The organism is Pseudomonas sp. ME-P-057, from assembly GCF_030208975.1.
Taxonomy (GTDB): domain Bacteria; phylum Pseudomonadota; class Gammaproteobacteria; order Pseudomonadales; family Pseudomonadaceae; genus Aquipseudomonas; species Aquipseudomonas lutea.
Window position 1 is genome coordinate 15,400 of the sequence record NZ_JARVSX010000026.1, and the last position, 22,418, is coordinate 37,817.

At 55.3% G+C, this 22,418-nt stretch carries 33 protein-coding genes; 32 read left to right on the forward strand and 1 reads right to left on the reverse strand.

From position 1 onward, the window contains the following. Positions 1-30 precede the first annotated feature (30 nt). The 31 genes from fusA (at position 31) to bfr (ending at position 17,926) form a co-directional block, all read left to right on the forward strand. Positions 31-2,136, forward strand: a complete 2,106-nt coding sequence (fusA, locus tag QRN48_RS14465) for an elongation factor G (protein ID WP_037017711.1) — start codon at positions 31-33, stop codon at positions 2,134-2,136. A gap of 31 nt (positions 2,137-2,167) precedes the next feature. Continuing rightward, on the forward strand, positions 2,168-3,361 hold the full coding sequence (gene tuf / locus QRN48_RS14470) for an elongation factor Tu (protein ID WP_037017712.1): 1,194 nt from the start codon (positions 2,168-2,170) through the stop codon (positions 3,359-3,361). A gap of 139 nt (positions 3,362-3,500) precedes the next feature. Beyond that, complete coding sequence (gene rpsJ, locus QRN48_RS14475; RefSeq protein WP_003186070.1) at positions 3,501-3,812, forward strand: 30S ribosomal protein S10; 312 nt, start codon at positions 3,501-3,503, stop codon at positions 3,810-3,812. Positions 3,813-3,893: 81 nt separating this feature from the next. After that, a complete protein-coding gene (rplC, locus tag QRN48_RS14480; RefSeq protein ID WP_037017715.1) occupies positions 3,894-4,529 on the forward strand; it encodes a 50S ribosomal protein L3 in 636 nt (211 codons plus the stop codon). Positions 4,530-4,541: 12 nt separating this feature from the next. Continuing rightward, positions 4,542-5,144: a 50S ribosomal protein L4 gene (gene rplD, locus QRN48_RS14485; RefSeq protein ID WP_037017717.1), complete on the forward strand. Its 603-nt coding sequence runs from the start codon at positions 4,542-4,544 to the stop codon at positions 5,142-5,144. Then, on the forward strand, positions 5,141-5,440 hold the full coding sequence (gene rplW / locus QRN48_RS14490) for a 50S ribosomal protein L23 (protein WP_008374165.1): 300 nt from the start codon (positions 5,141-5,143) through the stop codon (positions 5,438-5,440). The genes rplD and rplW overlap by 4 nt, the downstream gene beginning before the upstream one ends. Before the next feature lie 14 nt (positions 5,441-5,454). Further along, positions 5,455-6,279 (forward strand): 50S ribosomal protein L2, encoded by an 825-nt coding sequence (gene rplB / locus QRN48_RS14495; protein ID WP_003210080.1) that lies wholly within the window; start codon positions 5,455-5,457, stop codon positions 6,277-6,279. 16 nt (positions 6,280-6,295) lie between these two features. Further along, on the forward strand, positions 6,296-6,571 hold the full coding sequence (gene rpsS, locus QRN48_RS14500; RefSeq protein ID WP_002555486.1) for a 30S ribosomal protein S19: 276 nt from the start codon (positions 6,296-6,298) through the stop codon (positions 6,569-6,571). Positions 6,572-6,584: 13 nt separating this feature from the next. Next, a complete protein-coding gene (gene rplV, locus QRN48_RS14505) occupies positions 6,585-6,917 on the forward strand; it encodes a 50S ribosomal protein L22 (protein WP_003103908.1) in 333 nt (110 codons plus the stop codon). A gap of 13 nt (positions 6,918-6,930) precedes the next feature. Beyond that, positions 6,931-7,617, forward strand: a complete 687-nt coding sequence (rpsC, locus tag QRN48_RS14510; RefSeq protein ID WP_003176422.1) for a 30S ribosomal protein S3 — start codon at positions 6,931-6,933, stop codon at positions 7,615-7,617. Positions 7,618-7,629: 12 nt separating this feature from the next. Next, positions 7,630-8,043 carry a 50S ribosomal protein L16 gene (rplP, locus tag QRN48_RS14515; protein WP_003186052.1) on the forward strand — a complete coding sequence of 138 codons (414 nt, stop codon included), beginning with the start codon at positions 7,630-7,632 and terminating at the stop codon, positions 8,041-8,043. After that, a complete protein-coding gene (gene rpmC / locus QRN48_RS14520) occupies positions 8,043-8,234 on the forward strand; it encodes a 50S ribosomal protein L29 (RefSeq protein WP_002555481.1) in 192 nt (63 codons plus the stop codon). Before rplP ends, rpmC begins: the two co-directional genes overlap by 1 nt. Positions 8,235-8,236: 2 nt before the next feature. Further along, positions 8,237-8,503 (forward strand): 30S ribosomal protein S17, encoded by a 267-nt coding sequence (rpsQ, locus tag QRN48_RS14525; RefSeq protein WP_003194644.1) that lies wholly within the window; start codon positions 8,237-8,239, stop codon positions 8,501-8,503. A 23-nt stretch (positions 8,504-8,526) separates the two neighbouring features. Continuing rightward, positions 8,527-8,895, forward strand: coding sequence for a 50S ribosomal protein L14 (gene rplN / locus QRN48_RS14530; RefSeq protein WP_002555479.1), 369 nt, complete (start codon positions 8,527-8,529; stop codon positions 8,893-8,895). An 11-nt stretch (positions 8,896-8,906) separates the two neighbouring features. Next, the gene (gene rplX / locus QRN48_RS14535; protein WP_002555478.1) at positions 8,907-9,221 is read left to right on the forward strand and encodes a 50S ribosomal protein L24; all 315 of its coding nucleotides are present in this window, start codon (positions 8,907-8,909) and stop codon (positions 9,219-9,221) included. 20 nt (positions 9,222-9,241) lie between these two features. Continuing rightward, on the forward strand, positions 9,242-9,781 hold the full coding sequence (rplE, locus tag QRN48_RS14540) for a 50S ribosomal protein L5 (protein WP_037017720.1): 540 nt from the start codon (positions 9,242-9,244) through the stop codon (positions 9,779-9,781). Positions 9,782-9,794: 13 nt separating this feature from the next. Next, the gene (gene rpsN / locus QRN48_RS14545; protein WP_003186042.1) at positions 9,795-10,100 is read left to right on the forward strand and encodes a 30S ribosomal protein S14; all 306 of its coding nucleotides are present in this window, start codon (positions 9,795-9,797) and stop codon (positions 10,098-10,100) included. Positions 10,101-10,314: 214 nt separating this feature from the next. Then, positions 10,315-10,707: a 30S ribosomal protein S8 gene (rpsH, locus tag QRN48_RS14550; protein ID WP_037017722.1), complete on the forward strand. Its 393-nt coding sequence runs from the start codon at positions 10,315-10,317 to the stop codon at positions 10,705-10,707. Between the two features lie 12 nt (positions 10,708-10,719). After that, positions 10,720-11,253 carry a 50S ribosomal protein L6 gene (rplF, locus tag QRN48_RS14555; protein ID WP_037017725.1) on the forward strand — a complete coding sequence of 178 codons (534 nt, stop codon included), beginning with the start codon at positions 10,720-10,722 and terminating at the stop codon, positions 11,251-11,253. A 10-nt stretch (positions 11,254-11,263) separates the two neighbouring features. Continuing rightward, positions 11,264-11,614 carry a 50S ribosomal protein L18 gene (rplR, locus tag QRN48_RS14560; protein WP_037017727.1) on the forward strand — a complete coding sequence of 117 codons (351 nt, stop codon included), beginning with the start codon at positions 11,264-11,266 and terminating at the stop codon, positions 11,612-11,614. A 3-nt stretch (positions 11,615-11,617) separates the two neighbouring features. After that, the gene (gene rpsE, locus QRN48_RS14565; RefSeq protein ID WP_037017729.1) at positions 11,618-12,118 is read left to right on the forward strand and encodes a 30S ribosomal protein S5; all 501 of its coding nucleotides are present in this window, start codon (positions 11,618-11,620) and stop codon (positions 12,116-12,118) included. Positions 12,119-12,120: 2 nt separating this feature from the next. Beyond that, positions 12,121-12,297, forward strand: a complete 177-nt coding sequence (gene rpmD, locus QRN48_RS14570; protein ID WP_028621547.1) for a 50S ribosomal protein L30 — start codon at positions 12,121-12,123, stop codon at positions 12,295-12,297. 3 nt (positions 12,298-12,300) lie between these two features. Next, positions 12,301-12,732, forward strand: a complete 432-nt coding sequence (gene rplO / locus QRN48_RS14575; RefSeq protein ID WP_037017733.1) for a 50S ribosomal protein L15 — start codon at positions 12,301-12,303, stop codon at positions 12,730-12,732. Further along, on the forward strand, positions 12,733-14,064 hold the full coding sequence (gene secY, locus QRN48_RS14580) for a preprotein translocase subunit SecY (protein ID WP_037017736.1): 1,332 nt from the start codon (positions 12,733-12,735) through the stop codon (positions 14,062-14,064). A gap of 28 nt (positions 14,065-14,092) precedes the next feature. Further along, entirely contained in the window at positions 14,093-14,209 is a 117-nt protein-coding gene (rpmJ, locus tag QRN48_RS14585; protein WP_002555468.1) for a 50S ribosomal protein L36, read from the forward strand. Between the two features lie 131 nt (positions 14,210-14,340). After that, positions 14,341-14,697 carry a 30S ribosomal protein S13 gene (gene rpsM, locus QRN48_RS14590; protein WP_037017739.1) on the forward strand — a complete coding sequence of 119 codons (357 nt, stop codon included), beginning with the start codon at positions 14,341-14,343 and terminating at the stop codon, positions 14,695-14,697. A 30-nt stretch (positions 14,698-14,727) separates the two neighbouring features. Further along, entirely contained in the window at positions 14,728-15,117 is a 390-nt protein-coding gene (gene rpsK / locus QRN48_RS14595; RefSeq protein ID WP_002555466.1) for a 30S ribosomal protein S11, read from the forward strand. 18 nt (positions 15,118-15,135) lie between these two features. After that, positions 15,136-15,756 (forward strand): 30S ribosomal protein S4, encoded by a 621-nt coding sequence (rpsD, locus tag QRN48_RS14600; RefSeq protein ID WP_037017742.1) that lies wholly within the window; start codon positions 15,136-15,138, stop codon positions 15,754-15,756. A 22-nt stretch (positions 15,757-15,778) separates the two neighbouring features. Then, a complete protein-coding gene (locus tag QRN48_RS14605; protein WP_007970428.1) occupies positions 15,779-16,780 on the forward strand; it encodes a DNA-directed RNA polymerase subunit alpha in 1,002 nt (333 codons plus the stop codon). Between the two features lie 42 nt (positions 16,781-16,822). Then, positions 16,823-17,209 carry a 50S ribosomal protein L17 gene (gene rplQ / locus QRN48_RS14610; protein WP_037017745.1) on the forward strand — a complete coding sequence of 129 codons (387 nt, stop codon included), beginning with the start codon at positions 16,823-16,825 and terminating at the stop codon, positions 17,207-17,209. Between the two features lie 252 nt (positions 17,210-17,461). Further along, complete coding sequence (gene bfr, locus QRN48_RS14615; protein WP_285351334.1) at positions 17,462-17,926, forward strand: bacterioferritin; 465 nt, start codon at positions 17,462-17,464, stop codon at positions 17,924-17,926. Positions 17,927-17,999: 73 nt separating this feature from the next. Here bfr and uvrA read toward each other — a convergent pair whose 3' ends face one another. Next, on the reverse strand, positions 18,000-20,834 hold the full coding sequence (uvrA, locus tag QRN48_RS14620) for an excinuclease ABC subunit UvrA (RefSeq protein ID WP_191945608.1): 2,835 nt from the start codon (positions 20,832-20,834) through the stop codon (positions 18,000-18,002). A gap of 189 nt (positions 20,835-21,023) precedes the next feature. On the opposite strand from uvrA, the gene QRN48_RS14625 reads away from it, so the two are divergent. Continuing rightward, positions 21,024-22,418 carry an MFS transporter gene (locus QRN48_RS14625; protein WP_191945609.1) on the forward strand — a complete coding sequence of 465 codons (1,395 nt, stop codon included), beginning with the start codon at positions 21,024-21,026 and terminating at the stop codon, positions 22,416-22,418.

A 22,418-nucleotide genomic window follows, 5' to 3' on the forward strand; every position in this document is an offset into this window, starting at 1 on the left:
TTTCAGCGTCACTAATTTTGCGAGGGCTTTATGGCTCGTACTACACCGATCAACCGTTACCGTAACATTGGTATCGTTGCTCACGTGGATGCTGGTAAAACCACCACCACCGAGCGCGTCCTTTTTTACACCGGTAAAAGCCACAAGATGGGCGAGGTGCATGACGGCGCCGCGACCACCGACTGGATGGTTCAGGAGCAGGAGCGTGGTATTACCATTACTTCTGCTGCTATTACTGCCTTTTGGCAGGGTTCCGAGAAGCAGCACAAAGACCAATACCGCTTCAACGTCATTGACACGCCGGGCCACGTAGACTTCACCATTGAAGTTGAGCGTTCCCTGCGTGTACTCGACGGCGCGGTTGTTGTGTTCTGTGGTACTTCAGGGGTTGAGCCTCAGTCCGAAACCGTATGGCGTCAGGCCAATAAGTACGGTGTTCCGCGTATCGTTTACGTGAACAAGATGGACCGTGCTGGTGCCAACTTCCTACGCGTTATCGCGCAGATCAAGCAGCGTCTGGGTCACACTCCAGTGCCGATCCAGTTGGCAATTGGCTCCGAAGACAATTTCCAAGGTCAGATCGATCTGATGTCCATGGAAGCGGTCTACTGGAACGATGCCGATAAAGGTATGGTCCCTGTCCGCAAGCCTATTCCTGCTGAATTGCAGGAGCTGGCTGATGAGTGGCGCAGCAACATGGTTGAGGCTGCGGCTGAAGCCAGCGAAGAGCTGATGAACAAATACCTCGAGGGTGAAGAACTCACCAACGAGGAGATCAAGGCTGCTCTGCGTCAGCGTACTATTGCTGGTGAGATCGTTCTTGCTGTTTGCGGTTCTTCCTTCAAGAACAAGGGTGTTCCCCTGGTTCTCGACGCCGTGATCGACTACCTGCCGGCTCCAGTCGACATTCCTGCTATCAAGGGTTCCAACCCTGATAACGAGGAAGAAGAAATGGAGCGTCATGCGGACGATAACGAGCCGTTCTCGGCCCTGGCGTTCAAGATTGCTACCGACCCATTCGTGGGTACCCTGACGTTCGTCCGTGTGTACTCGGGCGTACTGGCCTCCGGCGACGGCGTGATCAACTCCGTTAAGGGCAAGAAAGAGCGCGTGGGTCGTATGGTGCAAATGCACGCAAACGCCCGTGAGGAGATCAAGGAAGTACGCGCTGGTGACATCGCGGCCTTGATCGGCATGAAGGACGTCACCACTGGTGAAACCTTGTGCAACGCTGACAAGCCAATCATTCTGGTTCGGATGGACTTCCCGGAGCCGGTTATTTCGGTTGCCGTAGAGCCTAAGACTAAGGATGACCAGGAAAAAATGGGTATCGCACTGGGCAAACTTGCTCAGGAAGACCCTTCTTTCCGCGTTAAAACTGATGAAGAGACGGGTCAAACGATCATCTCTGGCATGGGCGAGTTGCACCTGGACATCCTGGTTGACCGGATGCGCCGTGAGTTCAACGTCGAAGCCAACATCGGTAAGCCTCAGGTTTCGTATCGTGAGCGCATCACGAAGAACTGTGAAATCGAAGGCAAGTTCGTTCGTCAGTCCGGCGGTCGTGGTCAGTTCGGCCACTGCTGGATCCGTTTTGCCCCTGCTGACGAAGGTCAGGAAGGTCTGCAATTCGTGAACGAAGTGGTGGGTGGTGTTGTTCCTAAGGAATACATCCCGGCTATCCAGAAGGGTATCGAAGAGCAGATGAAGAACGGCGTCGTTGCCGGCTATCCGCTGATCGGCCTGAAGGCTACCGTGTTTGATGGTTCTTACCACGACGTCGACTCGAACGAGATGGCGTTTAAGGTGGCTGCATCCATGGCGACCAAGCAGCTGGCCCAGAAGGGCGGCGGTGAGTTGCTTGAGCCGATCATGGCTGTAGAGGTTGTTACGCCTGAAGACTATATGGGTGACGTGATGGGCGACCTTAACCGTCGTCGCGGCATGATCCTGGGTATGGAAGATACGGTTTCCGGCAAGGTAATTCGCGCCGAGGTTCCGTTGGGTGAGATGTTCGGTTATGCGACCGACGTTCGCTCCATGTCCCAAGGTCGCGCAAGCTACTCTATGGAATTCAAAAAATACAATACAGCTCCGTCGCACATCGTCGAAACTGTAACCAAAAAACAAGGCTGATTCAGCGCCTTTAGGCTAGGAGTTATTTGTCGTGGCTAAAGAAAAATTTGATCGTTCCCTTCCGCACGTCAACGTTGGCACCATTGGTCACGTTGACCACGGTAAAACCACACTGACCGCTGCTCTGACCCGTGTTTGCTCCGAAGTTTTCGGTTCGGCTCGTGTTGACTTCGACAAGATCGACAGCGCACCAGAAGAAAAAGCTCGTGGTATCACCATCAACACCGCGCACGTTGAGTACAACTCGGCAACGCGTCACTACGCTCACGTTGACTGCCCAGGTCACGCTGACTATGTGAAGAACATGATCACTGGTGCTGCCCAGATGGACGGCGCTATCCTGGTTTGTTCGGCTGCCGATGGTCCGATGCCACAAACTCGTGAGCACATCCTGCTGTCTCGTCAGGTTGGCGTTCCGTACATCGTGGTCTTCCTGAACAAGGCTGACCTGGTAGACGACGCTGAGCTGCTGGAACTGGTTGAGATGGAAGTGCGCGATCTGCTGAGCACTTACGACTTCCCGGGCGACGACACTCCAATCATCATCGGCTCTGCCCGTATGGCGTTGGAAGGCAAAGACGACAACGAGATGGGCACCACTGCCGTCAAGAAGTTGGTTGAAACTCTGGACAGCTACATTCCTCAGCCAGAGCGTGCTGTTGACAAGCCGTTCCTGATGCCAATCGAAGACGTATTCTCGATCTCTGGTCGCGGTACTGTTGTGACTGGTCGTGTTGAGCGCGGTATCGTCAAGGTTCAGGATCCACTGGAAATCGTTGGTCTGCGTGACACTACTGTCACCACCTGCACCGGTGTTGAAATGTTCCGTAAGCTGCTCGACGAAGGTCGTGCTGGCGAGAACTGCGGCGTTCTGCTGCGCGGCACCAAGCGTGACGACGTTGAGCGTGGCCAGGTTCTGGTCAAGCCAGGCACTGTCAAGCCGCACACTCAGTTCGAAGCTGAAATCTACGTGCTGAGCAAAGAAGAAGGCGGTCGTCACACTCCGTTCTTCAAAGGCTACCGTCCACAGTTCTACTTCCGTACTACCGACGTTACTGGTAGCTGCGAACTGCCGGAAGGCGTTGAGATGGTTATGCCAGGTGATAACGTGAAAGTTTCCGTTACCCTGATCAAGCCAATCGCAATGGAAGACGGTTTGCGTTTCGCTATCCGTGAAGGCGGTCGTACCGTCGGCGCTGGCGTCGTAGCCAAAATCATCGCGTAAGCGTTGATCTTCAAAAAGAGCCCCCGCTTGCGGGGGCTTTTTTATTGGGTTGACACCCTGTTAGCTCGTCTATAGAATTGCGCCTCCTTTAAACGGGCGTATTGCGCTCGGTGGGACGTAGCCTGGAGTCTGAAATCCAATGCAAAATCAGCAAATCCGTATCAGGTTGAAGGCTTTTGACCATCGCCTGATCGACCAATCAACCCAGGAAATCGTGGAAACCGCGAAACGTACTGGTGCTCAAGTGCGTGGTCCAATTCCATTGCCAACCCGTAAAGAGCGGTTCACCGTTCTGGTCTCCCCGCACGTCAACAAAGACGCGCGTGACCAGTACGAGATCCGCACTCATAAGCGTGTTCTGGACATCGTCCAGCCAACGGATAAAACCGTTGATGCGCTGATGAAGCTTGACCTTGCGGCAGGTGTGGAAGTGCAGATCAGCCTCGGCTAAGACTTGGGTCTTAGTCGTGTAACGCTCTGAAATGGGCGGCCATAGCGGGTGAAAGCCCCGTACACTCATGAGGTTTACAACATGACTATTGGTGTAGTCGGTCGTAAATGCGGTATGACCCGTATTTTCACCGAAGAAGGTGTCTCCATTCCGGTTACGGTCATTGAGATCGAGCCGAATCGCGTCACCCAGTTCAAAACCGAAGAAGTCGATGGCTATCGTGCAGTGCAAGTCACTGTCGGCGAGCGTCGCGCTTCCCGTGTGACTGCTGCTCAGGCAGGTCACTTCGCTAAAGCGAACGTTGCCGCGGGTCGTACCGTCTTGGAATTCCGTCTTGAAGAAGGCGAATACAAGGCAGGCGATCTGATCAATGCAGAAATCTTCGCCGCTGGCCAGATGGTAGATGTTACCGGTCAGTCCAAAGGTAAAGGTTTCCAGGGTACGATCAAGCGCCACAATTTCCGTGGCCAAGATAATACTCACGGTAACTCCGTGTCCCACCGCGTCCCAGGCTCTATCGGCCAGTGCCAGACTCCTGGTCGTGTATTCAAGGGCAAAAAAATGTCCGGTCATATGGGCGCTGAGCGCGTGACCGTGCAGTCCCTGGAAGTAGTGCGCGTGGACGCTGAACGCAATCTGTTGTTGGTCAAAGGTGCTGTTCCTGGCGCTACTGGCGGCAATGTGGTTGTACGTCCAGCAGCCAAGGCTCGCGGTTAAGGGGAAGCTGACATGCAATTAAATGTAAATGACGCTCAAGCGATCGAAGTTTCCGAACTGACATTTGGCGGCGAGTTCAACGAGACGCTGGTTCACCAAGCGGTCGTGGCCTACATGGCTGGCGGTCGTCAAGGTAGCAAGCAGCAAAAGACCCGTTCTGACGTATCCGGTGGCGGTAAGCGCCCTTGGCGTCAAAAGGGTACTGGCCGTGCTCGTGCCGGTACTATCCGTAGCCCGATCTGGCGCGGCGGCGGTACCACATTCGCAGCGCGTCCTCAGGATCACTCGCAAAAGCTGAACAAGAAGATGTATCGCGCAGCACTGCGCTCCATTCTTGCTGAGCTGGTGCGTACTGATCGTCTGGTCGTAGTTCAGGATTTCGCTGTTGAATCGCCGAAAACCAAAGATCTGCTGGGCAAGCTGAACGACATGAGCCTGACCGACGTTTTGATCGTGTCGGACGCTGTTGATCAGAACCTGTACCTGGCTGCTCGCAACCTGCCGCACGTTGATGTGCGTGATGTTCAAGGTTCCGATCCAGTTAGTCTGATCGCATACGACAAAGTGTTGATCACTGTGTCGGCCGTGAAGAAATTCGAGGAGCTGCTGGGATGAACCAGGAACGCGTATTTAAAGTTCTGCTTGGCCCGCACGTTTCCGAGAAGGCTACGGTTCTGGCAGACAAAAAAGGTCAGTTCGTTTTCAAGGTTGCTACTGATGCAACCAAGCTGGAAATCAAGAAGGCCGTCGAAAGCCTGTTCAGCGTGAAAGTAGAGCGTGTCACTACCCTGAATGTTCTGGGTAAGACCAAGCGCACTGCTCGCGGTCTGGGCAAGCGTAATGACTGGAAGAAGGCAGTTATCTCCCTTCAGCCAGGCCAAGATCTCGATTTCAGCAGCAGTGCTGAGTAAGGAAGGGGTGCATCATGGCAATCGTTAAATGCAAACCGACTTCCCCTGGCCGCCGTTTTGTGGTCAAGGTGGTCAACCAGGAGCTGCATAAAGGCGCTCCTCACGCACCGCTGCTCGAGAAAAAATCGAAGACTGGTGGTCGTAACAACAATGGCCGTATTACTACCCGTCACATCGGTGGTGGTCATAAGCAGCATTACCGTCTGGTCGACTTCCGTCGCAACGATAAGGATGGCATCGCTGCCACCGTCGAGCGTATCGAATACGATCCAAACCGTACTGCACACATCGCACTGCTGCTTTACGCAGATGGCGAGCGTCGTTACATCATCGCGCCTAAAGGCGTGAGTGCTGGCGACCAGCTCATCGCAGGTGCTCTGGCTCCAATCAAGCCAGGCAATGCTCTGCAGCTGCGTAACATTCCAGTGGGTTCTACCGTTCACGGCATCGAGTTGAAGCCGGGTAAAGGCGCTCAGATCGCTCGCTCCGCTGGTGCTTCTGCTCAGCTGATCGCTCGTGAGGGTGTCTACGTAACCTTGCGTCTTCGCTCCGGTGAGATGCGTAAAGTTCTGGCTGAATGCCGTGCGACTCTGGGTGAGGTCTCGAACTCCGAGCACAGCCTGCGTTCGCTGGGTAAAGCTGGTGCCAAGCGCTGGCGTGGCGTTCGCCCAACCGTTCGTGGTGTTGCCATGAACCCGGTTGACCACCCACATGGTGGTGGTGAAGGTCGTACCTCTGGTGGTCGTCATCCGGTATCGCCGTGGGGCTTCCCGACGAAGGGCGCGAAGACTCGTGGTAATAAGCGTACCGACAAAATGATCGTCCGTCGTCGCAAGTAAATAGAGGGATACGACAGTGCCACGTTCTCTGAAAAAAGGTCCTTTTATTGATCTTCACCTACTGAAGAAGATCGAAGTGGCGGCGGAAAAGAACGATCGCAAACCAGTTAAAACCTGGTCGCGTCGCTCAATGATCCTGCCACAAATGGTCGGTTTGACCATTGCAGTGCATAACGGTCGTCAGCATGTTCCTGTTCTCGTGAACGAAGACATGGTCGGCCACAAACTAGGCGAGTTTGCCGGTACCCGCACTTATCGTGGGCACGTGGCAGACAAGAAAGCCAAGCGTTAAGGGGTAAGGAACGATGGAAGTAGCCGCTAAGTTGTCGGGCGCTCGAATCTCCGCCCAGAAAGCCCGCTTGGTCGCCGACCAGATCCGCGGGAAGAAGGTGGGCGAAGCGCTCAACCTGTTGGCTTTCAGCAGTAAGAAAGCCGCCGAGATCATGAAGAAAGTGCTGGAGTCGGCCGTAGCCAACGCCGAGCATAACGAAGGCGCAGACGTTGATGACCTGAAGGTCTCCACCGTTTTCGTCAACGAAGGGCGTTCGCTGAAGCGCATCATGCCACGTGCCAAAGGCCGTGCTGATCGCATCGTCAAGCGGTCTTGCCATATCACTGTCAAGGTTGCTGACAAGTAACGGAGTCGAAGAGATGGGTCAGAAAGTACATCCCATTGGCATTCGCCTGGGAATCGTCAAGGAGCACACCTCCGTCTGGTACGCAGACGGTCGGACTTATGCGGACTACTTGTTCGCTGATCTGAAGGTGCGTGAGTATCTCCAAGACAAACTAAAAAGCGCGTCCGTAAGCCGTATCGATATCCATCGTCCGGCTCAGACTGCACGCATCACCATCCACACTGCTCGTCCGGGTATCGTTATCGGGAAGAAAGGTGAGGACGTTGAGAAGCTGCGTCAGGACCTGACCAAGCAAATGGGTGTGCCTGTGCACATCAATATCGAAGAAATCCGCAAGCCGGAGCTCGACGGTATGCTGGTTGCGCAGAGCGTAGCTCAGCAGCTGGAGCGTCGCGTTATGTTCCGTCGCGCTATGAAGCGTGCAGTTCAGAACGCCATGCGCATTGGTGCCAAAGGCATCAAAATCCAAGTGAGCGGTCGTCTCGGCGGTGCTGAAATCGCACGTACTGAATGGTATCGCGAAGGTCGTGTGCCATTGCACACCCTGCGTGCCGACATCGACTATGCCAACTACGAAGCTCACACCACATACGGTGTGATCGGTGTAAAGGTTTGGATCTTCAAAGGCGAAGTAATTGGTGGTCGCCAAGAAGAGCTGAAACCACAAGCACCAGCGCCTCGTAAAAAAGCTGCTAAGTAAGGGGTACGCCAAATGTTGCAACCTAAGCGTACGAAGTTCCGCAAGCAGATGACCGGCCACAACCGTGGTCTGGCACTGCGCGGTAGCAAAGTCAGCTTCGGCGAGTTCGCGCTGAAGTCTGTTGCTCGTGGTCGTCTCACCGCTCGTCAGATCGAGTCAGCGCGTCGTGCACTGACCCGTCACGTTAAACGTGGCGGCAAGATCTGGATCCGTGTATTCCCGGACAAGCCTGTCACCAAAAAGCCCCTCGAAGTTCGTATGGGTAAAGGTAAGGGTAACGTGGAGTACTGGGTTGCCCAGATTCAGCCAGGCAAAGTCCTGTATGAGATCGAGGGTGTTTCCGAAGAGTTGGCGCGTGAGGCTTTCGCCCTGGCTGCTGCAAAGCTGCCGCTCGCCACCTCCTTTGTTAAGCGGACGGTGATGTGATGAAAGCGAATGAACTTCGTGAAAAATCAGCACAGCAACTGAACGAGCAACTGCTCGGCTTGCTGCGCGACCAGTTCAATCTGCGTATGCAGAAAGCAACTGGCCAGTTGGGGCAGTCTCACCTGCTCTCGCAAGTTAAGCGTGACATCGCTCGCGTGAAGACTGTGCTCAACCAGCAGGCAGGTAAGTAATCATGGCTGAAGCCGAAAAAACCGTCCGTACGCTGACTGGCCGTGTCGTCAGCGACAAGATGGACAAGACCATCACCGTACTGATCGAGCGTCGCGTCAAGCACCCAATCTACGGTAAATACGTTAAGCGTTCGACTAAGCTGCACGCGCACGACGAAACCAATCAGTGCCACATCGGCGACAAGGTCACTATTCGTGAAACCCGTCCGATGGCCAAGACCAAATCTTGGGCACTGGTTGATGTTCTCGAACGCGCTGTGGAAGTCTAAGGGCTAGGGGTCGGAGAAATTATATGATTCAGACTCAATCCATGCTCGATGTGGCCGATAACAGCGGCGCACGCCGCGTTATGTGCATCAAGGTGCTTGGTGGCTCTCATCGTCGTTACGCTGGTATCGGTGACATCATCAAAGTTACCGTCAAGGAAGCAATTCCGCGCGGTAAAGTGAAGAAAGGCCAGGTGATGACTGCAGTAGTAGTCCGCACCCGCCACGGTGTTCGTCGCGCAGACGGCTCTATCATCCGCTTTGATGGCAACGCTGCTGTTCTGTTGAACAACAAGCAAGAGCCGATCGGCACCCGTATCTTTGGGCCAGTGACCCGTGAACTTCGTACTGAGAAGTTCATGAAGATCGTCTCGCTCGCCCCAGAAGTGCTGTAAGGAGATCCGACATGCAAAAGATTCGTCGTGACGACGAGATCATCGTGATCGCCGGCAAAGACAAAGGTAAGCGCGGTAAGGTGCTCAAGGTTCTCGCTGATGACCGTCTGGTCGTTGGTGGGATCAACCTGGTGAAGCGTCATACCAAGCCAAACCCGATGTCGGGCGTACAGGGCGGTATCGTCGAGAAAGAAGCGCCATTGCACGCTTCTAACGTCGCCATTTTCAACGGCGCAACCAACAAGGCTGACCGCGTTGGTTTCAAAGTTGAAGACGGCAAGAAAATTCGTGTCTTCAAGTCGACCCAAAAAGCGGTTGATGCTTGAACACTGCTAGGTAGAAGACCATGGCACGACTAAAAGAGATTTACTGGAAAGAAATCGCACCGAAGCTTAAGGAAGAACTTAAGCTCTCGAACGTGATGGAAGTTCCACGCGTTACCAAGATCACCCTGAACATGGGTCTGGGCGAAGCGATCGGCGACAAAAAAGTCATCGAACACGCTGTTGCAGACCTGGAAAAAATCACCGGCCAAAAAGTCGTTGTGACCTACGCTCGCAAATCTATCGCTGGCTTTAAAGTCCGTGAAGGTTGGCCGATCGGCGTCAAAGTGACTCTGCGCCGTGAGCGTATGTACGAGTTCCTGGATCGTCTGCTGTCGATCTCCCTGCCTCGGGTTCGCGACTTCCGCGGCCTGAATGCCAAGTCCTTTGATGGTCGTGGTAACTACAGCATGGGCGTTAAAGAGCAGATCATTTTCCCGGAAATCGACTACGACAAGATCGATGCCCTGCGCGGTCTGGACATTACCCTGACCACCACTGCTCGTACGGACGAAGAAGGTCGCGCATTGCTGCGTGCTTTCAAGTTCCCGTTCCGCAACTGATTGGAGTAGGACCATGGCCAAGAAGAGCATGAAAAACCGTGAGCTGAAGCGTCAGCTCACCGTTGCCAAGTACGCTACCAAGCGTGCTGCGCTGAAAGCGATCATCGTGGATCTGAACGCAAGTCCAGAAGCACGCTGGGAAGCGACGGTCGCACTGCAGAAGCAGCCACGTGACGCAAGCGCCTCGCGCATGCGTAACCGTTGCCGCCTGACAGGTCGTCCGCACGGCGTATACCGCAAATTCGGCCTCGGCCGTAACATGCTGCGTCAAGCAGCAATGCGTGGCGACGTACCAGGTCTGGTTAAAGCCAGCTGGTAAGCAGTTATTCTCGTAATGCGCACTTCGTGTTCATCCCGAACCGATGTTCGTAAAGCCTGAATTTGAATCAAGCCCCTTTTGGGGCTTGATTCATTTCTGGGGTGCGCCTAGAATTGCCGGCTCGCCAGAGCCCGTGCTTGCACGTGCCCGGAATTTTAAGGCGATAGGTTGTAGCCGCAAGGCTCATTTTTTTTGTATCAGGAGCGTCTAGCCCATGAGTATGCAGGACCCGTTAGCGGACATGCTAACTCGTATCCGTAATGCCCAGATGGCTGAAAAGCCCGTCGTAAGCATGCCATCTTCCACGTTGAAGGTTGCTGTAGCCAAAGTCCTGAAGGACGAAGGTTACATTGCGGGTTATCAGATCAGCAGCGAAACCAAGCCGTTGCTGTCCATCGAGCTGAAGTACTTCGAAGGCCGTCCGGTCATCGAAGAAGTGAAGCGCGTTAGCCGTCCAGGCCTGCGTCAGTACAAGTCCGTCGATGAGTTGCCAAAAGTTCGTGGCGGCCTCGGTGTGTCTATCGTCTCCACCAACAAAGGTGTGATGACGGATCGTGCTGCGCGCGCTGCCGGTGTCGGCGGCGAAGTGCTTTGCACAGTGTTCTAAGGGGGGATAAGCATGTCACGCGTAGCTAAGAACCCCGTTAAGTTGCCAGCAGGCGTCGAAGTCAAACTCGTCGGTCAGCAGCTTTCGGTGAAGGGTGCCAAGGGCACTCTAGACCTGAACATTCATTCGTCCATTGAAATTGTTGAAGAGTCCGGTGAGCTGCGTTTTGCTGCTCGCAACGGCGATCAGCAAACTCGCGCAATGGCCGGTACCACTCGTGCGTTGGTAAACAACATGGTCCAAGGCGTAAGCCAAGGCTTCGAGCGCAAGCTCCAGCTGGTCGGTGTTGGTTACAAAGCGCAAGCAAAAGGCACGGTGCTGAACCTGGCCCTTGGCTTCTCGCACCCAGTGGACTACGAATTGCCGGAAGGCATCACCGCTGAGACTCCCAACCAAACCGATATCGTTATTCGCGGTATCGACAAGCAGTTGGTTGGTCAAGTGGCCGCTGAGATCCGCGACTTCCGCCGTCCAGAGCCGTACAAAGGCAAAGGCGTGCGTTACGCGGACGAAGTCGTCCGTCGTAAAGAAGCCAAGAAGAAGTAGGGCATAGCAAATGACCGTCAAAAAAGTTACCCGACTGCGTCGCGCTCGCAAAGCACGCCTGAAAATGCACGAACTCGAAGTCGTGCGTCTCTGCGTGTACCGCTCTTCGCAGCACATTTATGCCCAGGTCATCTCGGCCGACGGCAGCAAAGTCCTGGCAAACGCCTCGACTTTGGACAAAGAACTGCGTGATGGGGCCACTGGCAACATCGACGCGGCCACTAAAGTTGGCCAGCTGATCGCTGAGCGTGCGAAAGCCGCCGGTGTATCGCAAGTGGCTTTTGATCGTTCTGGCTTCAAGTACCACGGTCGCGTTAAGGCGCTGGCTGATGCTGCTCGTGAAGGCGGGCTGGAGTTCTAAGTTATGTCAAATAACGACCAAAAACGCGACGAAGGCTACATCGAGAAGCTGGTTCAAGTTAATCGCGTAGCAAAAACCGTTAAAGGCGGCCGTATCTTCACTTTCACCGCGTTGACCGTGGTGGGTGATGGTAAAGGGCGCGTTGGCTTCGGCCGTGGCAAGTCACGTGAAGTGCCTGCTGCGATCCAGAAGGCAATGGAAGCTGCTCGCCGCAATATGATCCAGGTTGATCTGAACGGCACAACTCTGCAGTACGCCATCAAGTCCGCTCATGGGGCTTCGAAGGTCTACATGCAGCCTGCGTCTGAAGGTACTGGCATCATCGCTGGCGGCGCAATGCGTGCTGTCCTCGAAGTTGCTGGCGTTCATAACGTTCTTGCCAAGTGCTACGGTTCGACCAACCCAGTCAACGTTGTTCACGCAACGTTCAAGGGTTTGAAGACCATGCAGTCCCCTGAGTCCATTGCTGCCAAGCGCGGCCTGAACGTCCAGGAGATCTTCTGATCATGGCTACCGTTAAAGTAACGCTGATCAAAAGCATGACCGGCCGCATCCCTAACCACAAATTGTGCGTTAAGGGTTTGGGTCTGCGTCGCATCGGTCACACTGTAGAAGTCGTTGATACCCCGGAAAACCGTGGGATGATCAACAAGGCTTACTACATGCTGCGAGTCGAGGGTTAATCGATGAAACTCAATGATCTGAGTCCAGCGCCGGGTTCCCGTCGCGAAAAGCATCGTCCGGGCCGTGGTATCGGTAGTGGTTTGGGTAAGACCGGTGGCCGTGGCCACAAGGGTCAAACCTCCCGCTCCGGTGGCACTATTGCTCCGGGCTTTGAAGGCGGTCAACAGCCGCTGCATCGTCGTCTGCCTAAGTTCGGCTTCGTCTCCTTGAAGGCTATGGACCGTGCTGAAGTTCGCACTTCCGAGCTGGCAAAGGTTGAAGGCGTCGTCACTGTGCAGTCCCTGAAGGATGCCAACGTGATCAACCAAAACGTACAGCGTGTGAAAATCATGTTGTCCGGTGAAGTTACTCGCGCAGTCACCCTCAAAGGTATCGCAGCCACCAAAGGTGCGCGTGCGGCTATCGAAGCAGCTGGCGGCAAGTTCGAGGAATAAATGGCTAAGCAAGGTGCTCTCTCATCGCTCGGCAAAAGCGGCGGGTTGTCCGAACTCTGGGCTCGTCTGCGTTTCCTGTTCCTGGCGATTATCGTCTATCGGATCGGTGCGCATATCCCAGTTCCGGGTATCAACCCTGACCGCTTAGCCGACCTGTTTCGACAGAATGAGGGGACCATTCTTAGCTTGTTCAACATGTTTTCCGGCGGTGCGCTGGAGCGGATGAGTATTTTTGCGTTGGGGATCATGCCGTACATTTCGGCATCGATCATCATGCAGCTCATGACCGCAGTCAGCCCACAGCTGGAACAGTTGAAGAAGGAAGGTGAAGCTGGTCGTCGCAAGATTAGCCAGTACACCCGCTACGGCACCGTCGTCCTTGCTCTGGTTCAGGCTATTGGCATGTCCATTGGTCTAGCCGGGCAGGGCGTTGCGTTTTCGGCAGATATCGGCTTCCACTTCGTTGCAGTCACCACATTTGTTGCTGGTGCCTTGTTCATGATGTGGTTGGGCGAGCAGATCACCGAGCGCGGTGTTGGCAACGGTATCTCGATGTTGATTTTTTCGGGTATCGTGGCCGGTCTTCCGAGAGCGATCGGGCAGTCTTTCGAGTCTGCGCGCCAAGGCGATATCAATATCTTTGCCTTGGTCGCCATCGGTTTGCTGGCAGTAGCGATTATCGGTTTCGTGGTGTTCATCGAGCGTGGCCAGCGGCGTATTGCTGTGCATTACGCCAAGCGTCAGCAGGGCCGTAAGGTTTTTGCAGCGCAGACAAGCCACTTGCCGTTAAAAGTGAATATGGCCGGCGTCATTCCGGCCATCTTTGCAAGCAGCATTCTGCTGTTTCCGGCTTCGTTGGGTGCCTGGTTTGGTCAGTCCGAGGGCATGGGCTGGTTGCAGGACATCTCGCAGTCGATCGCTCCTGGTCAGCCGTTGAATATTCTGCTGTTTAGTGCAGGGATTATTTTCTTCTGCTTCTTCTATACGGCGTTGATGTTCAATCCGAAAGACGTAGCGGAAAACCTGAAGAAGTCCGGTGCCTTTATTCCGGGTATTCGTCCTGGTGAGCAGTCTGCGCGCTATATTGATGGCGTCCTGACTCGTCTGACCATGTTCGGTGCTCTATATATGATGGCCGTGTGCTTGCTGCCCCAGTTTCTCGTGGTAGCCGCAAACGTGCCGTTTTACCTTGGCGGGACCTCGTTGCTGATCGTGGTCGTGGTTGTGATGGACTTCATGTCCCAAGTGCAATCTCACCTCGTTTCGCACCAGTATGAATCCCTGATGAAGAAAGCCAACCTGAAGGGCTACGGCAGCGGCATGCTGCGCTGAAGCACCCATAAGGTTAGAGGAGTTCGTGATGAAAGTTCGTGCATCGGTGAAAAAGCTGTGCCGTAACTGCAAGATTATTCGCCGCGAAGGTGTTGTTCGAGTAATTTGCAGCGCGGAACCACGTCACAAGCAGCGCCAAGGCTAAATGTGATCTGTGCTAAAAGCCCAGCAGCTAGTGCGCTGCTGGGTTGATTATTTGTTATTACAGCGATATTATCTCGCGCCCTATTTCTTGGCTTCCGGGGCGTAGGTAGCTGTCAATTGGAGTCCCACTGAATGGCCCGTATTGCAGGCGTTAACATTCCAGATAACAAGCATACTGTTATCTCGCTGACCTACATCTATGGTGTCGGTCGCACAACTGCACACAAAATCTGTGCTACCACCGGGGTAAACCCGGCGGTCAAGATCAAAGATCTGAGCGACGAGCAGATTGAACAGCTGCGTGGCGAAGTCGCGAAGTTCACCACTGAAGGTGATCTGCGTCGCGAAATCAACATGAAAATCAAGCGCTTGATGGACCTCGGTTGCTATCGCGGTCTGCGTCATCGTCGTGGTCTTCCAGTACGCGGTCAGCGTACCAAGACTAACGCGCGTACCCGTAAAGGTCCGCGTAAGCCGATCCGCAAGTAATCGCCCCAGCGAATCGACAGGAATTAAATCATGGCAAAACCTGCTGCTCGTCCTCGTAAAAAAGTTAAAAAGACAGTGGTTGATGGCATCGCCCACATCCATGCATCTTTTAACAACACAATCGTGACCATCACCGACCGTCAAGGTAACGCTCTTTCCTGGGCAACCTCCGGTGGTTCGGGTTTCCGCGGTTCCCGCAAGTCCACCCCGTTCGCTGCTCAGGTAGCTGCTGAACGTGCTGGTCAAGCTGCGCTGGAATACGGCCTGAAAAACCTCGACGTTAACGTCAAAGGTCCAGGCCCAGGTCGTGAATCTGCTGTCCGTGCTTTGAACGGCTGCGGCTACAAGATCGCCAGCATCACCGACGTGACGCCAATCCCGCACAACGGGTGCCGTCCGCCGAAGAAGCGCCGCGTGTAATCCAGGAGATTGTAAAGAATGGCTCGTTACATTGGTCCAAAATGCAAACTCGCTCGTCGCGAAGGCACCGATCTCTTCCTGAAGAGCGGCGTGCGCGCGATCGAATCGAAGTGCAACATCGAAGCAGCACCTGGTATCCACGGCCAACGCCGCGGTCGCCAGTCCGACTACGGCACCCAACTGCGTGAAAAGCAGAAGGTCCGTCGTATTTATGGCGTTCTCGAGCGTCAGTTCAGCGGTTACTACAAAGAAGCCGCCGGCAAGAAAGGCGCTACAGGTGAAAACCTGCTGCAACTGCTCGAATGCCGTCTGGACAACGTTGTATACCGCATGGGCTTCGGTTCGACTCGTGCCGAATCGCGTCAGCTGGTCTCGCACAAGTCGGTAAGCGTCAACGGCAAAACCGTTAACGTTCCGTCCTACCAGGTTCGCGCTGGTGACGTGGTGGCAATTCGTGAAAAGGCGAAGAACCAACTGCGTATTGTCCAGGCTCTCGATCTGTGTGCCCAACGTGGCCGCGTAGAATGGGTAGAAGTAGACACTGAGAAAAAATCTGGCGTCTTCAAAAGCGTCCCAGCTCGCAGTGATCTGTCCGCCGACATCAACGAAAGCCTGATTGTCGAGCTCTACTCCAAGTAAGGGCTAGAAAATAGGTGCATCCATGCAGATTTCGGTAAATGAGTTCCTGACACCCCGCCACATTGATGTGCAGGTTGTCAGTCCGACCCGCGCCAAGATCACACTCGAGCCTCTCGAGCGTGGTTTCGGCCATACCCTGGGCAACGCGCTGCGCCGCATCCTGTTGTCCTCCATGCCCGGCTGTGCAGTAGTCGAGGCCGAGATTGACGGTGTACTCCATGAGTACAGCGCCATCGAAGGTGTACAGGAAGATGTCATTGAAATCCTGTTGAACCTTAAAGGTCTGGCTATCAAGCTGCACGGTCGAGACGAAGTTACGCTGACCTTGTCGAAGAAGGGTTCGGGGGTGGTTACCGCTGCCGATATTCAGCTGGATCATGATGTCGAGATCGTTAACCCCGATCACGTAATCGCTAACCTGGCGTCTAACGGCGCCCTGAACATGAAGCTCGTTGTAGCTCGTGGTCGCGGTTATGAACCAGCAGACTCGCGTCAGAGCGATGAAGACGAAAGCCGCAGCATTGGTCGCTTGCAGCTCGACTCTTCGTTCAGCCCGGTTCGTCGTATCGCATACGTGGTGGAAAACGCCCGTGTCGAGCAGCGTACCAACCTGGACAAGCTGGTTATTGATCTGGAAACCAACGGTACTCTGGATCCTGAAGAGGCTATCCGTCGTGCAGCAACCATTCTGCAACAGCAGTTGGCTGCGTTCGTCGACCTCAAAGGTGATAGCGAACCGGTTGTAGTCGAACAGGAAGACGAGATCGATCCGATCCTGCTTCGTCCGGTTGACGATTTGGAACTGACCGTACGTTCGGCCAACTGCCTTAAGGCGGAGAACATTTACTACATCGGCGACCTGATTCAGCGCACCGAAGTAGAACTGTTGAAGACTCCGAACCTGGGCAAGAAATCCTTGACCGAGATCAAGGACGTTCTGGCTTCTCGTGGTCTCTCCCTCGGCATGCGCCTCGACAACTGGCCGCCTGCAAGTCTTAAGAAGGACGACAAGGCGACTGCCTGATCGTCGTAATCACCGAACGTAGTGTTTGGTAAGGAATGAACCATGCGTCATCGTAAAAGTGGACGTCACCTGAGCCGTACCAGCTCCCACCGTAAGGCCATGTTCCAAAACATGGCGGTGTCGCTGTTCGAGCACGAGCTGATCAAAACTACCCTGCCAAAAGCCAAAGAACTGCGTCGTGTTGCTGAGCCGCTGATCACTTTGGCCAAGGTTGACAGCGTAGCTAACCGTCGTCTGGCATTTGACCGTACTCGTTCGAAAGAAATGGTCGGCAAGCTGTTCAACGATTTGGGCAAGCGTTATGCGACTCGTGAGGGTGGCTACTTGCGCATCCTCAAGTGCGGCTTCCGCGCTGGCGACAACGCGCCTATGGCGTACGTCGAGCTGGTCGATCGTCCTGTCGGTGGTTCGGTAGAAACCGCTGAGTAAGACGTCAGTCAGTACAAAAAACCGGGCCTAGTGCCCGGTTTTTTGTTGTCCGCCAAAATCATTCTTGTAGCCTGGCGATGCTACAAGCACGCTGTGATTCTAAGTGATAAACGGAACCTGCCTCATTTACCTGCGTTTTCGGTACCTAATGTCAGAGAATCGCTGCATTTGCGCATTTATTTACTTATTCGCAGCGTGACCTCAGGGACATGTTGGTTCAAACTACTGCCTTTCCCGAGGAGATGTACGGCGATGCAAGGCCACCCGGATGTAATCGATTACCTCAACACGCTACTCACTGGTGAACTGGCTGCGCGCGACCAGTATTTCGTCCATTCACGGATGTACGAAGACTGGGGCTTCGGTAAGTTGTACGAACGCATTAATCACGAGATGGAAGAAGAGGCGCAACACGCTGATGCATTGATGCGCCGGATTCTCATGCTTGAAGGGACGCCGCGTATGCGGCCCGATGATCTCGACGTGGGCACGACGGTGCCAGAGATGCTCGCAAGCGACCTTCGTCTTGAATATAAAGTACGAGCTGCGCTGTGTAAGGGCATTGCGCTCTGCGAGCAGCATAAAGACTACGTCAGCCGGGACATTCTGCGGGTACAGCTGGCCGACACGGAAGAGGATCACACCTACTGGCTTGAGAAGCAGTTGGGACTGATCAAATCAATTGGGCTTGAGAATTACTTGCAGTCCCAGTTCTGAGCGACTCGCACATCACAAAAGGCCCCTGCCGCTTGAGAGCGTCAGGGGCTTTTCTGTTCCAGGGGGGGGCTGGTTATGCGCGATCCCGCTCCAGCAGTGGCTTCAGATAGTGACCCGTGTATGACTGCTTCATCTCAGCCACTTGCTCTGGCGTACCTGTTGCGATGATCTGGCCGCCCTTTGACCCTCCTTCCGGCCCCAGGTCCACCAGCCAGTCGGCCGTCTTGATCACGTCTAGGTTGTGCTCGATGACGACGACGGTATTGCCGTGGTCTCGCAACCGGTGCAAGACGTCCAGTAGCTGCTGGATATCCGCGAAGTGCAGCCCTGTCGTCGGCTCGTCCAGAATGTAGAGCGTTTTGCCCGTATCACGTTTGGAGAGCTCACGGGACAGCTTGACCCGTTGAGCCTCGCCTCCCGAAAGGGTCGTTGCAGACTGGCCCAGCTTGATATACGACAGACCCACGTCCATAAGCGTCTGCAGCTTACGAGCGAGGGCAGGCACGGCGTCAAAAAACGCTCGGGCCTCCTCAATCGTCATCTCCAGGACTTCATGGATGCTTTTGCCCTTGTATTTGACTTCAAGCGTCTCGCGGTTATATCGCTTGCTCTTGCACACGTCGCAAGGCACATAAATATCAGGCAGGAAATGCATCTCGACCTTGATCAGGCCGTCACCCTGGCATGCTTCGCAGCGTCCGCCTTTTACGTTAAAGGAGAACCGGCCAGGGCCGTACCCCCGTGACCGCGATTCAGGCACGCCGGCAAACAGCTCCCTGATCGGCGTAAAGAGGCCGGTGTAGGTGGCGGGGTTGGACCGTGGCGTACGTCCAATGGGGCTCTGGTCAATGTCCACGACTTTGTCCAGATGCTGCAGGCCGTCAATGCTGTCATGCGCCGAAGCTTCAAGGGTCGTAGCACCGTTAAGCGCCGTGGCGCTTAGAGGGAACAGCGTGTTGTTGATCAGCGTCGACTTGCCTGACCCGGAAACGCCCGTTACGCACGTCAGCAAGCCGATCGGGATCTCAAGGTCCACATTGCGCAGATTATTGCCGCGTGCGCCTTTGAGTTTGAGCGACAGTTTCTTGTTGCGCGGCGTGCGCTTGGCAGGCACCTGTATTTTCACGCGTCCGGAGAGGTATTTGCCGGTTAAAGAGTCCGGGTGATCCATCACTTCCTGCGGCGTGCCCTCTGCGACGATGTGACCGCCATGAACGCCCGCGCCCGGGCCGATGTCGACGACGTAGTCAGCCAGCCGAATCGCGTCCTCGTCGTGCTCCACCACAATGACCGTGTTGCCGATGTCCCGTAGGTGCCGCAGGGTGTCCAGCAGACGGTCGTTGTCGCGCTGGTGCAGGCCGATGGAGGGTTCATCAAGAATATACATGACGCCGACAAGTCCGGCGCCGATCTGGCTGGCAAGACGAATGCGCTGTGCCTCACCGCCCGAAAGGGTGTCAGCGCTACGATCCAGTGTCAGGTAATCGAGCCCGACGTTCACGAGGAACTGCAGGCGTTCACGGATTTCCTTCAGGATCTTGTCAGCGATTTCTCCCCGTCGGCCGGTCAGCTTCAGGTCGCCGAAGTAATGGGTCGCGTCACCAATTGGCATGTTAGTCACTGCTGGAAGAGTCTTTTCCCCCACCCACACGTGACGTGCCTCACGACGCAAGCGAGTCCCTCGACACTCAGGGCAAGGCTGTGTACTGAGAAACTTTGCCAGCTCCTCGCGTACGGTGGTCGACTCGGTTTCGCGATAGCGGCGCTCAAGATTGGGAACGATGCCTTCAAACGGGTGCGCGCGTTTGACGATGTCGCCCCGGTCGTTCAGGTAACGGAAATCGACGTTCTCCTTACCACTGCCGCCCAAGAGCACTTTCTGCAGATCCGCAGGTAACTCTTTGAATGGCACTTCAAGGCTGAAGCGGTAATGCTTGGCAAGCGAACCGAGCATCTGGAAGTAATAGACGTTTCTTCTGTCCCACCCGCGTATCGCGCCTTCCGCCAAAGTCAGCTCACCGTTGACGAGTCGCTTGGTATCGAAAAATTGCTTAACGCCCAAACCGTCGCACGTTGGGCACGCACCAGCAGGGTTGTTGAATGAGAAAAGCTTTGGCTCCAGCTCGCTGATGGCGTGGCCACAGATTGGGCAGGCGAAGCGGGCCGAGAAGATCATCTCCTCGCCGGGCTCGTCATCCATTGGAGCGACCAGCGCAATGCCATCGGCAAGCTTGAGCGCGGTTTCGAAAGACTCGGCCAGACGTTGTTGCAGGTCAGAGCGGACCTTGAAGCGGTCAACGACGACATCGATCGAGTGCTTCTTCTGCTTGTCGAGCTTGGGCAATTCGTCAAGCTCACACAGCCGGCCGTTAACCCGCGCACGCACGAAACCCTGCGCACGCAACTCTTCGAATACCGCCAGATGTTCGCCTTTGCGCTCGCGTACCACGGGAGCAAGCAGCATCAGCTTGGCGCCTTCCGGCTCGGCGAGAACCAGGTCTACCATCTGGCTGACTGTCTGCGCTTCCAGCGGGATATCGTGATCAGGGCAGCGCGGTTGACCGACGCGCGCATACAGCAGGCGCAGGTAGTCGTAGATCTCAGTGATGGTGCCGACGGTCGATCGCGGGTTATGCGATGTGGACTTCTGTTCGATCGAAATCGCAGGCGACAGGCCTTCGATCGTGTCGACGTCCGGCTTTTCCATCATGGAGAGGAACTGACGCGCATAGGCGGACAGCGATTCGACATAACGCCGCTGGCCCTCGGCATAAAGCGTATCGAACGCCAGGGACGACTTTCCTGAGCCGGACAACCCGGTGATGACGATCAGCTTGTCGCGTGGAAGGGTCAGGTCGATGTTTTTCAGGTTGTGGGTTCGAGCCCCACGAATCAAGATCTTGTCCAAAGCTGGCCTCGCACGGCGGGCGTGTAAAACGTGGAAGTATACGGGGAAATACTGGATGGATACACACTATCGAGATTAGCGCCGCCTCACTCGGAAATCAGAAAATTCCTGCGATGCGCGGCAAACCGTCGTATGTGCTCTACACGATGGGACTGGTAGAATCGCCGCCGGTTCATACGAGGTTCCTTCATGCACGATTCTCACAGCGAGCGCATGAGCGGCAGCGAAACCCGCGCGGCGGGCGGTCTGGCGCTGGTGTTTGCCTTCCGTATGCTAGGCATGTTCATGGTGCTGCCCGTCCTCGCTACTTACGGGATGGACCTTGCCGGCGCGAGTCCCGCGCTGATCGGGCTGGCCATTGGCGCCTATGGCCTGACCCAGGCTGTGCTCCAGATTCCATTCGGCATCATCTCTGATCGCATTGGCCGTCGCCCCGTCATCTACCTGGGGTTAATCGTCTTCGCGCTCGGCAGTGTGCTGGCCGCTCAGTCCACGTCGATCTGGGGCGTGATCGCCGGGCGGATCCTGCAGGGTGCCGGCGCTATTTCTGCAGCGGTCATGGCGTTGCTATCTGATTTGACTCGCGAGCAGCACCGTACCAAAGCGATGGCGATGATTGGCATGACCATCGGGGTCTCATTTGCCGTAGCCATGGTCGTAGGGCCGATTCTGACCGGTGCGTTCGGGTTGTCAGGGCTGTTTCTGGCCACGGGTGCGATGGCGCTGGTCGGCATTGCCATAGTCGCCTTCATTGTCCCCAAATCAACCGTGACGCTGCAGCATCGTGAGTCAGGGCTGGCACGACAGGCATTGGGCGCTACGCTCCGTCATCCCGATCTGCTGCGTCTGGACCTCGGTATCTTTGCGTTGCACGCCATGTTGATGTCCAGTTTTGTGGCGTTGCCGCTGGCGTTGGTCGAGAAAGCGGGCCTGCCCAAAGAGGAGCACTGGTGGGTCTACCTGACCGCTCTGTTGATTTCGTTCTTCGCCATGATCCCGTTCATCATCTATGGCGAAAAAAAGCGGCAGATGAAGCGCGTCTTGCTGGGCGCGGTGCTGGTGCTGCTGCTGACCGAGCTCTTCTTTTGGGAGTTCGGGGACACGCTGCGAGCGCTGGTCATCGGCACCGTGGTGTTCTTCACCGCGTTCAATTTGCTTGAAGCGTCACTGCCTTCGCTGATCAGCAAGGTGTCGCCGGCGGGCGGAAAGGGGACTGCGATGGGGATCTACTCCACCAGCCAGTTCCTCGGCTCCGCAGCTGGGGGCATCCTGGGTGGATGGCTTTTTCAGCACGGTGGACTGGATGTGGTGTTCCTCGGCGGCGCCGGTCTTGCCGCCATCTGGCTGGCGTTTGCTGTTACCATGCGCGAACCTCCCTACGTAACCAGCCTTCGCTTGCCGTTGTCGCCCGAGGCTCAACGCGACACAGGCCTTGCCGACCGCGTGTTGGCCGTACGGGGAGTAACAGATGCCGTAGTGGTTGCCAATGAGGCAGCTATTTACATCAAATTTGACAAAGAACTGTTGGATCGGGCGTCTTTCGACGAAGTGGTCAATCCAGCGTCGGAAACGTGTAAAGCCTAG

What these genes read in the sequence shown, in the direction of transcription:
- fusA (WP_037017711.1), top strand. Translation starts at nt 31, where the DNA reads ATGGCTCGTACTACACCGATCAACCGTTACCGTAACATTGGTATCGTT.
- rpsJ (WP_003186070.1), top strand. Translation starts at nt 3,501, where the DNA reads ATGCAAAATCAGCAAATCCGTATCAGGTTGAAGGCTTTTGACCATCGC.
- rplC (WP_037017715.1), top strand. Translation starts at nt 3,894, where the DNA reads ATGACTATTGGTGTAGTCGGTCGTAAATGCGGTATGACCCGTATTTTC.
- rplD (WP_037017717.1), top strand. Translation starts at nt 4,542, where the DNA reads ATGCAATTAAATGTAAATGACGCTCAAGCGATCGAAGTTTCCGAACTG.
- rplW (WP_008374165.1), top strand. Translation starts at nt 5,141, where the DNA reads ATGAACCAGGAACGCGTATTTAAAGTTCTGCTTGGCCCGCACGTTTCC.
- rplB (WP_003210080.1), top strand. Translation starts at nt 5,455, where the DNA reads ATGGCAATCGTTAAATGCAAACCGACTTCCCCTGGCCGCCGTTTTGTG.
- rplV (WP_003103908.1), top strand. Translation starts at nt 6,585, where the DNA reads ATGGAAGTAGCCGCTAAGTTGTCGGGCGCTCGAATCTCCGCCCAGAAA.
- rpsC (WP_003176422.1), top strand. Translation starts at nt 6,931, where the DNA reads ATGGGTCAGAAAGTACATCCCATTGGCATTCGCCTGGGAATCGTCAAG.
- rplP (WP_003186052.1), top strand. Translation starts at nt 7,630, where the DNA reads ATGTTGCAACCTAAGCGTACGAAGTTCCGCAAGCAGATGACCGGCCAC.
- rpmC (WP_002555481.1), top strand. Translation starts at nt 8,043, where the DNA reads ATGAAAGCGAATGAACTTCGTGAAAAATCAGCACAGCAACTGAACGAG.
- rpsQ (WP_003194644.1), top strand. Translation starts at nt 8,237, where the DNA reads ATGGCTGAAGCCGAAAAAACCGTCCGTACGCTGACTGGCCGTGTCGTC.
- rplN (WP_002555479.1), top strand. Translation starts at nt 8,527, where the DNA reads ATGATTCAGACTCAATCCATGCTCGATGTGGCCGATAACAGCGGCGCA.
- rplX (WP_002555478.1), top strand. Translation starts at nt 8,907, where the DNA reads ATGCAAAAGATTCGTCGTGACGACGAGATCATCGTGATCGCCGGCAAA.
- rplE (WP_037017720.1), top strand. Translation starts at nt 9,242, where the DNA reads ATGGCACGACTAAAAGAGATTTACTGGAAAGAAATCGCACCGAAGCTT.
- rpsN (WP_003186042.1), top strand. Translation starts at nt 9,795, where the DNA reads ATGGCCAAGAAGAGCATGAAAAACCGTGAGCTGAAGCGTCAGCTCACC.
- rpsH (WP_037017722.1), top strand. Translation starts at nt 10,315, where the DNA reads ATGAGTATGCAGGACCCGTTAGCGGACATGCTAACTCGTATCCGTAAT.
- rplF (WP_037017725.1), top strand. Translation starts at nt 10,720, where the DNA reads ATGTCACGCGTAGCTAAGAACCCCGTTAAGTTGCCAGCAGGCGTCGAA.
- rplR (WP_037017727.1), top strand. Translation starts at nt 11,264, where the DNA reads ATGACCGTCAAAAAAGTTACCCGACTGCGTCGCGCTCGCAAAGCACGC.
- rpsE (WP_037017729.1), top strand. Translation starts at nt 11,618, where the DNA reads ATGTCAAATAACGACCAAAAACGCGACGAAGGCTACATCGAGAAGCTG.
- rpmD (WP_028621547.1), top strand. Translation starts at nt 12,121, where the DNA reads ATGGCTACCGTTAAAGTAACGCTGATCAAAAGCATGACCGGCCGCATC.
- rplO (WP_037017733.1), top strand. Translation starts at nt 12,301, where the DNA reads ATGAAACTCAATGATCTGAGTCCAGCGCCGGGTTCCCGTCGCGAAAAG.
- secY (WP_037017736.1), top strand. Translation starts at nt 12,733, where the DNA reads ATGGCTAAGCAAGGTGCTCTCTCATCGCTCGGCAAAAGCGGCGGGTTG.
- rpmJ (WP_002555468.1), top strand. Translation starts at nt 14,093, where the DNA reads ATGAAAGTTCGTGCATCGGTGAAAAAGCTGTGCCGTAACTGCAAGATT.
- rpsM (WP_037017739.1), top strand. Translation starts at nt 14,341, where the DNA reads ATGGCCCGTATTGCAGGCGTTAACATTCCAGATAACAAGCATACTGTT.
- rpsK (WP_002555466.1), top strand. Translation starts at nt 14,728, where the DNA reads ATGGCAAAACCTGCTGCTCGTCCTCGTAAAAAAGTTAAAAAGACAGTG.
- rpsD (WP_037017742.1), top strand. Translation starts at nt 15,136, where the DNA reads ATGGCTCGTTACATTGGTCCAAAATGCAAACTCGCTCGTCGCGAAGGC.
- QRN48_RS14605 (WP_007970428.1), top strand. Translation starts at nt 15,779, where the DNA reads ATGCAGATTTCGGTAAATGAGTTCCTGACACCCCGCCACATTGATGTG.
- rplQ (WP_037017745.1), top strand. Translation starts at nt 16,823, where the DNA reads ATGCGTCATCGTAAAAGTGGACGTCACCTGAGCCGTACCAGCTCCCAC.
- bfr (WP_285351334.1), top strand. Translation starts at nt 17,462, where the DNA reads ATGCAAGGCCACCCGGATGTAATCGATTACCTCAACACGCTACTCACT.
- QRN48_RS14625 (WP_191945609.1), top strand. Translation starts at nt 21,024, where the DNA reads ATGCACGATTCTCACAGCGAGCGCATGAGCGGCAGCGAAACCCGCGCG.